At 36.2% G+C, this 8,953-nt stretch carries 7 protein-coding genes; 4 read left to right on the forward strand and 3 right to left on the reverse strand.

Features of this window, described 5'->3' with window-relative positions; genetic code table 11:
• Positions 1-474: 474 nt before the first annotated feature.
• The 4 genes from EDX97_RS11155 to EDX97_RS11170 are packed head-to-tail and all read left to right on the forward strand — an operon-like array spanning position 475 to position 6,874.
• Positions 475-3,381 (forward strand): type I restriction endonuclease subunit R, encoded by a 2,907-nt coding sequence (locus tag EDX97_RS11155; RefSeq protein ID WP_128521233.1) that lies wholly within the window; start codon positions 475-477, stop codon positions 3,379-3,381.
• Positions 3,382-3,417: 36 nt separating this feature from the next.
• Entirely contained in the window at positions 3,418-4,986 is a 1,569-nt protein-coding gene (locus EDX97_RS11160) for a type I restriction-modification system subunit M (RefSeq protein WP_128521234.1), read from the forward strand.
• Positions 4,986-5,777 (forward strand): hypothetical protein, encoded by a 792-nt coding sequence (locus EDX97_RS11165; protein WP_128521235.1) that lies wholly within the window; start codon positions 4,986-4,988, stop codon positions 5,775-5,777. Before EDX97_RS11160 ends, EDX97_RS11165 begins: the two co-directional genes overlap by 1 nt.
• Positions 5,778-5,788: 11 nt before the next feature.
• Entirely contained in the window at positions 5,789-6,874 is a 1,086-nt protein-coding gene (locus EDX97_RS11170) for a restriction endonuclease subunit S (RefSeq protein WP_128521236.1), read from the forward strand.
• Between the two features lie 32 nt (positions 6,875-6,906).
• Here the strand turns inward: EDX97_RS11170 and EDX97_RS11175 are convergent, their stop codons facing one another.
• From EDX97_RS11175 to EDX97_RS11185, 3 genes are all read right to left on the reverse strand, one after another.
• Positions 6,907-7,107 carry a hypothetical protein gene (locus tag EDX97_RS11175; protein ID WP_148039814.1) on the reverse strand — a complete coding sequence of 67 codons (201 nt, stop codon included), beginning with the start codon at positions 7,105-7,107 and terminating at the stop codon, positions 6,907-6,909.
• 180 nt (positions 7,108-7,287) lie between these two features.
• On the reverse strand, positions 7,288-7,506 hold the full coding sequence (locus EDX97_RS11180; RefSeq protein WP_128521238.1) for a hypothetical protein: 219 nt from the start codon (positions 7,504-7,506) through the stop codon (positions 7,288-7,290).
• Complete coding sequence (locus EDX97_RS11185) at positions 7,507-8,742, reverse strand: ISL3 family transposase (RefSeq protein ID WP_128521239.1); 1,236 nt, start codon at positions 8,740-8,742, stop codon at positions 7,507-7,509.
• Positions 8,743-8,953 lie beyond the last annotated feature (211 nt).

Consider the following 8,953-nt stretch of genomic DNA (forward strand, 5'->3'; position numbering starts at 1 on the left):
TCATCATTGTATTTCACGAACAGAACATAATAATGAAGATAGGACAACCAATCTGGACTATCACACGTACTGAAAATATCCACCCAGATTTGGTAGTCCTTTTTATTTTTTGGATTTCAAAGTATTTTCCTTTTTAATTCACAATATTTATTTCTGTATTTACCTATATCTCCTATTATCTAATTGTTTATACATGTATTCATCGTCATAATAAAAGCACAAGGGGAAAAAACATTTCAGCAATCATTCATTTAGAACCAAAAGAATTGGTGGAAACAATGTATCAAGTACAAAGAAAAATGGGTATTTAATTTTTAGGGTGGTTTTTTCCACTCTCTTTTTTTATACTCATTTTTCTATTTAAGATTTAGGGTGGAAAATAACATATTGTTGTATTGAGAACAGACTGCGAAATATGGTATACTATATTTAAGATTTAGGGTGGGATTTTAAATCCATAAAGGAGGCTAAGATATGCCTAGAGCACAAAGTGAATATGAAGTAGAAGATATCTTTATTGATAAACTTACTACTATGGGATATGACTATGTCCAGTTAAACAATTATGATGATGTAATCAAGAACTTCAGAATTCAGTTATGCAAGCTGAATGAAAAAGTATTAAAAGAAGCTAAGGGAGAAGCGAAACTTTCTGATGCAGAGTTCGATAAAGTCATGCTTCGATTGGATGGTCATACCGTTTATGAATCAGCCAAGATATTAAGAGAACAATGGGTTCTAGAGTTGGACAATGGAAAGAGCGTTTATTTAGAGTTCATAACAGATGATTCGACTCGTAACATATTTCAGGTAGCACATCAAATAACGATGGATAAAGCTCACATGAAGGATGTTGTCTACAAGAATCGTTATGATGTAACCTTATTGATTAATGGATTACCTCTTGTTCAAGTTGAATTAAAACGTCCAGGAGTTGAAATTAATGAAGCAGTCAACCAAATCAACAGATACAGACGCTTCTCATTTAAAGGATTATTCAGATACATCCAGATTTTCGTTGTATCAAACAGTACACAAACAAAGTATTTTGCCAATGTAAACGAACGCGATGTTGATGGCGAAGAGCAGAACGTATTGAAATCACTGGTATTCTACTGGACTGACAGTGTAAACAAGAGAATCAACAGATTGATGGAGTTTACGTCTGATTTCCTAACGAAATTCAACATTACAGAGATGTTGACAAAGTTCATGATTATCAAGAAAACAGAGCCAACGTTGATTGTCTTGAGACCTTATCAAATCTACTCTGTTAAGCGTTCGATTGATAGAATCATGCTTTCAAATATGAACGGTTTCAATTTTGCCTGTACAGGTAGTGGTAAAACGATTTCCAGCTACATGCTTGCTACAACGCTTCGAGACGACCGTAGAATTGACAAAGTATTCTTCCTGATTGACCGTAAGGATTTAGATGACCAGACGGTAGATGAGTACAATAGTTTTGACCCAGGTTGTGTAGATGCCACAGACAGCACGAAAGAGCTTGTTAAAATGCTTGAAGATTCATCTAAAAAGATGATTATCACAACGATTCAAAAGATGGCTAACGCCCTAAAAAACAAGCGTTATACAGATATCATGGATACATACAAAACAAAGAAATGTATCTTCATCATAGATGAGTGTCATCGTTCACAGTTTGGAAAGATGCATGCTGATATCAAGAAACACTTCCAGAATGCAAACTACATCGGATTCACTGGAACTCCTATCTTCAAAGAAAATAAAGGAGCTACAGGCAGAACAACAGCGGATGTGTTCTATTCTGGTGACAAAGTAGATTCATGTATTCACAAATATATGATTAAGGAAGCGATTGCCGATGGTAACGTACTTCGTTTCTCTGTTGAATATATGCGTTCCATCTCAGCAAAACAGATTCAAAAGGAAGGTTTAGACCCAACTAAGATTGATGACCCTGAATACTGTAAGCAACATCACATCAATATTGATGAGTTGTATCACGACCCTCAACGTATTGCTTTTGTGGCCGATGATATCTTAAAGAACTTGGATAGACACACACATCCTGAAGGTAAAGATGTTTATACAGCTATCTTCGCTACGGACAAAATCAACACTTTGATGGAATATTATCACTATATGAAGAACCATAATCCTGACGGCAAGAAAATCGCAGCTATCTTTACATTCACAGCAAATGAGGACTTGGATGAAGGACAGGATAAGTATTCTAGACAATATTTGGAAGAATGCATGCAGGACTATAATGAGGTATTTGGTACAAGCTTTGACATTGACACATTTGATGGCTATCGTAAAGATATTGCTAAACGTCTAAAGCAAAAGGATTTACCACAGGTTGATTTACTTCTTGTTGTAGATATGTTCCTTACTGGATTTGACAGCAAGGCTACAAATACTTTGATTCTGGATAAGAATCTGGTATGGCACAATCTTGTGCAGGCGTACAGCCGTACAAACCGTGTCAGCAAAGTGACAAAACAGTTTGGTCAAATCATCACATACCGTAATATCAAAAAGGCTCAGGATGACGCTTTGAAGTTATTCTCTGGTGATGGGGACCCAAATGAGTATTTGTTGGAGTCTTACGAATACTATCTATCAGAGTATCGTAAACAATGTGAGGATTTACGTCAAATTACACCAACTCCAGATGACGCTGGTGAGCTGATTGATGAGAATCAACAGCGTGACTATGTATTTGCTTTCCGTAAGATTGCTCATACTTTGGCAGTGCTAAAGACGTTCAGTAAATTTGATTGGGACGATATCGACGCAATCCTTGATGAACAGAATTATGCTGATTACAAAGGATGGTATTTGACTTTCTATGATGAAATGAAGAAAAGCGAAAAGACCGGCAAGGAATCCATTCTTGCTGACATCGACTTCAATATCGAGCTGGTTCGTACAGACAAAATTAATGTAGTCTACATCTTGAACCTTTTGAAAGATATCAACCGAAACAACAAGGAAGAAATGGAAAAATCAATTGATTTGGTTCTTCGTGAAATTGAGCGTTCGGATAACGAAAAGATGCGTTACAAACAGGACATCATGAAAAGCTTCATTACGACTCGATTCTTTGATTTGGACCCTGATGAGGATATCGAAGTGGCATTCGAACAGTACGAACGAGAAATGCTTGAATCATCAATCAAGAACTTTGCCGAAGACCACGGAATCAGTGCAGAGCTTGTCTCAGATTTATTGAACAAGTATTTTACGGATGAAAACTCAATCTCAAGAGAAATGATTCGAAATCAAATCAAATCGTTGAATCTTGGATTACTTAAAACAACAAAAATTATCAATGATTTACAAATATTCATTGAAGATATGTTTGACAAATTTACAGCTGAGGGCAACTAATGGTTGTCCTTCGCTTTTCATAAAGGAGGACGCTAAATGGCAGCAGAAGATGTTAATCAGAAATCTCAAGAGCTTGCAAAAAGCCTATGGGCAATTGCTAACGATTTAAGAGGAAGCATGGATTCCTCAAAGTTTAAGGACTATATTTTAGGGATTATATTCTATAGATACTTATCTGAAAGAACAGAAAACTATATGGATGACCTTTTGGCTCAGGATGGAATCACATACATTGAGGCATTAAAAAATCCAGAATACTCAGATGTAGTAAAGGGATGGGCTATTGACCATCTTGGATATATCATCGAACCTCAATATCTGTTCAAGTCTATGATTGATGAAATCGAAGGAAAGACATTCTCTATTGCTCATCTTGAAAAGGCAATTCAGAAATTAACAAAATCTACATTGGGACAGGAATCAGAAGCAGCTTTTGATAAGTTATTTGATGATATGAACCTTCAGGATAAGGATTTAGGAAAAGAAGTATCTGAAAGAACGGCATTGATTGGAAAGGTTATGTTAAAAGTTGGAGATATTCCATTTAATTTCAAAGATGCTCAGTTTGATGTACTTGGAACAGCCTATATGCAGTTGATTGCTTTATTCGCTTCCGATGCTGGTAAAAAAGGTGGCGAGTTCTTTACCCCTACATGTGCGTCTGAACTTTTAGCAAAGCTAGTCACTGTTGGACTAGAAAGTGCTCATTCCGTATGTGATTGTGCGGCTGGCTCTGGTTCGTTACTTCTTGAAGTTCAGAAAGAACTTTCTACTCATAATGTGTCTCATTTTTACGCTCAGGAAAAGAACGGAGTAACCTATAATCTACTTCGTATGAATCTGTTGATGCATGGCATCCCTTATAGAAGTTTCACAACTTATAACGATGATACTTTAGCTCATGATAACTTCAAAAACGTTTCTGAAGGATTCCAGTTGCAGGTAGCGAATCCGCCTTACAGCCTAAAATTCGATTTTTCAAAGTCCTTTGAAAATGACCCTCGATTTGCGTCATGTGCCTTACCTCCTAAAAGCTATGCCGATTTAGGATTCGTAGAACACATGGTTTATCACATGTCAAATGATGGACGAATTGCCGTACTACTCCCACACGGGGTCTTGTTCCGTGGTGGAGCTGAAAAGAAGATTCGTGAATACTTGATTGGAACATTGAATGTTGTGGATGCAATCATCGGACTTCCTGCCAACCTGTTTCATGGTGCCTCAATTCCTACGATTGTGATGATTCTAAAGAAGAATCGTAATGGAGATTCAGACAACATCTTCTTCATGGACGCCAGCAAATACTTCAAAAAGGGTAAAAACATGAACGAGCTGGAAGAGAAAGATATCACGCGAATTGTAGAATGCTATAAGAGCCGTGTGAATGTTGATAAATTTGCGTATAAAGCCCCATTGTCTGAAGTTAAAGAAGTTAATGACTACAATTTAAACATTCCTCGCTATGTAGATACATTTGAAGAAGAAACTCCAATTGATTTAGATGATGTTCGTAGCAAAATTAAAGATGCTAAAGAGCAGAAGCAGAACACATTAGACGTCGTAAATCAGATGCTTCGTGAGTTAGGATTAAAGGATTTATAATGAATTATTTAGATAATGAAAACAATATTATTCAGATGTTACAACGTGTTCCTACATCTGAAATATGGCTTATGACAGAGGACGATTCGGAAAAAGAAATTATGGAGTCGTTATTATTAGAAAGCAAATTCATAAAATGGCATTATTCAGCAGGGAAAGCTGACCCTCCGCCTGATTACTATAATGATTCTTTACATATCATGATGGATGTGATGAGAGTTGATGACCATTCACATTTAAGTGATAAAGGTAAGCTTATAAATCCAACAAACATAAAAGAAAGCAAGATTCAGAATGAATTAAAAAAGTTAGGTGTTCTAAATACATTCCCTAATACCCAAAATATTGTTGTAAATGCTATAACGGATTTACCTACCAATGAAGACCATAACTATAATTTTTATTTATCCTCATTTTCCCGTGTTATTAATAAACATCTGAAAAGTATTCCAATATATAAAGAAAACCATCCTAATTATAAAACGATATTTCTTGTCTTGGATGAATCTTCTGGATATGTGCAATGTGAAAACGAGGATAAAAAAAGAGTGTTTATCGAGAATCAAAACGGAGAAGCACGTGTGCACAACTGTTTTCTAGATTTTGACTTTATTCAAACATTAAAAGACTCAGACTTAGATTATCTAATTTGGTTTTGCCCGTACAAATGGTGGTCAAATAACAAAGTAGATTTACCACGTGTAAGTGTTTTAAGTGTTAGTAGAATTAATTTGATTGAACCTTATTTACAAAAGTACGATTCTAACCTGATGGTAAGCACAGAAAGATGAGGTGAGAAAAAATGAAACAACCTAAATTAAGATTCCCTGAATTTACGGGTGATTGGAAACAGCATAAGTTTGAAGATGTAGTTACTATAGGGAGTGGAAAAGATTACAAGCATTTAGAGAGTGGGAACGTTCCAGTATACGGAACAGGAGGCTATATGCTAAGTGTCAATCAAGCTCTTTCAGAAAGTGAAGATGCTGTAGGAATAGGCCGTAAAGGAACAATAGATAAGCCATATATTTTAAGAGCTCCATTTTGGACTGTTGATACTTTGTTTTATTGTATTCCTAATGAAGGATTTGATTTAACCTTTACTAATTGTTTATTTCAAAATGTTGATTGGAAAAAGAAAGACGAATCCACTGGAGTTCCAAGCCTGTCCAAAGTCATTATCAATAATGTTAAAACCTATGTTCCTTCTTTAGAAGAGCAACAAAAAATTGCCTCCCTGTTCACTGAACTCGACAGCCTTATCCAATCAGCCGAAAAAGAGCTAGAAGGTTATAGGAAACTAAAACAAGGAATGCTGCAGAAAATGTTCCCTAAAAAAGGCGAGAAAGTTCCAGAAATTCGTTTCCCAGAGTTTACTGGCGATTGGGAACAACGTAAGCTTGGAGAACTCTGCGATATAACGACAGGCAAGCTTGATGCAAATGCTATGAATCCTGATGGTGAATATGATTTCTATACATCTGGAATTGATGTGTATAAAATTGACAAAGCTGCTTTTAGTGGTCCAGCAATAACCATCGCTGGAAATGGTGCCAACGTTGGATATTTACACTTAGCTGATGGATATTTTAATGCGTATCAAAGAACATATATATTAACGAATTTTTTAGCAAATAGACAATTCCTTTATTCTTCTATAGGAGTCACATTACCTTGTAAAATTTACGAAGAAGTTAGAGGAAGTGGAGTTCCTTATATCGTTTTAAATATGCTTACTGATTTAGTTATTCAACTTCCTTCTCAGGAAGAACAATTTAAAATAGCTGAACACTTCTCCAACCTTGATAACCTTATCACCATTCAACAGAAAGAGATTGATGGATACAAGGAGCTTAAAAAGGGATTATTACAGCAGATGTTCTGCTAACAAAAAGACTCTAGTCGTTTGATTAGAGCCTTTTATTTTGCCTGTGAGATACCATAAGCTTGTTCATATATCGTCATAAGTTCATCATCTACGGGAACTGATGTTGTGAAAACCATTAGATTGTCTACGAACGAGATGGCAATCTTGTTGATTTCAAAATCAGACAAGAACTCAAGTAGTTCTTCCTTTGTTCCTTCTAGTCCTATGGACGGTAATATACGTTTGTTGCTCATCATTTAAGTCCTCCTACAATCCATTGTAGCAACTCAATGTGAAAACAACGTGAATTTTGGTAATTTGTTTGAGAAAATGCAAAAGAAAAGAGCTGACAGAAAGGGTTGAATGCCAGCTCTAGGAATTAGAAGTGTTGGATGATTTACAAGGGTTAAGATTTACGGCTCATCCAACAAAGCCTAGTATAACAGTGTGTTATGTGTTTTTTGAACTACAAATTCAGCTTCTTGCTTAGTTTTGAATAATTTTGATTCTCTAACTCTAGTTCCTGCTGGAGTTTCATTGTCATTGAACTTAATCGTACAAAAACCTCCACCAGCACGAATCACGGTAGCTTCTCTGATGTGATATCCGTTTGATATGAAGAAAACGATATCGCCTACGTCATATTTTCGCATCTAATCATCCTCATCTAAAACGCTGAAGTCAACAGCTCCTGAGCGTCTTGCAACGTATGGACGAAGCACCATCTTATCTCGTAATACCTCAAAACTGTACCCTCTGCCTGCACCATCAATTTCACGGATTCTGTTGTTCATACTTTCAGTCTGAGCGTTTGTATATGGATAATCAAAGTAATTGAATATCTCGGTATGCCAACGATTTACGGTATTGATAAAGCTGTCGAAGCAAGTCAGATGCTTTTCATCATGGAGGATGCGAACCCATTCTTCATAAGTAGCTTCAGCCTCAGCTCTTGATTCCGAAAGATAGATGGCTCTGAATATTTCCTTCATATCGTAAGGGTCACTAAACATAGGGTATTTTTCTAATAACTCTCTTAGCTTTTGAGCCTGTAATGGAGTCAGGTTCTCAGTTCCTTTTAATAGAAGGAAACGATTATTTTTCAGAGCCGTTCTAGCCTCTCGCTCTCGTATATCATTTGAGATAGAAGCTCTGACAGCGTCCATTTGGACATTCAGCTCTTTGATAACGTGGAATTTGTCTATCACAACAGGAACACCAGGCAATGTGTCGTGTACTGCGTCTCTGTATTGAGCCCACATGTCCATAGTTACAGCTATGATGTTTTCTTTGTTTGGAAGACTGTTGATATAAGCTTTAACAGTAGCTTTGCTTCGGCTTTTAGTTATCTCTATGATTGAATGTCTTTCGATATCAACAAATACCCCGTAGTATTTTCTATCAAGATGAACCTCATCAATTCCTAAAACTCTTGGTGCATATGCCTCGGCTTCTTTTCTTAATTCATCTGCTTTTTCTTTGAATAAAAGTGCTACAGTTGGAACCGACAAGGCATATTTGTCAGCAACTTCTTTGAACGGCGCAAGAAAAGCATCTTCTTTGATACTTTCTCTTAAACGAATAGTCATCTTTCCAGAATCTATAGATGGATACTCTTCGCTGCAAATGTAGCCACAGTCTTTATTACTGCATCTATAGCGTGATGTTTGAATAGCCAATCCAACGTTATGCCCACGTTCATTCAGGTCTCTAATCTTTCTAACACTCTTTTTATGAACATGCATTCTAGCTCCACACTGAGGACATGTTTTATATTGTTCTTTAAGTTCGTCTTTCAGTTTCAGAACATAGACATAATCGCCAGAAGAAGACTCTTTTCGGTCAATAACATCAAACTCAGGCAAACCAATATCATAGTTGTCTGGCATATATTCCACCCCAAATCTTAAATAATCCCACCCTAAATCTTAAAGATGGTTTTCAATTCAAGAACATTATACCATCTGGAGGCAATGGATTCCACCCTAAATCTTAAATAATTCCACCCTATTTCTTAAATAAAACCACCTAAAATCTTAAATACAAAAAAAGAGTGGAATCCACAAATTAGTGAAATCCCACCCAAAATCTTAAATACTC

Origin of the sequence: Absicoccus porci (assembly GCF_003725415.1) — a bacterium.
Lineage (GTDB): Bacteria > Bacillota_I > Bacilli_A > Erysipelotrichales > Erysipelotrichaceae > Absicoccus > Absicoccus porci.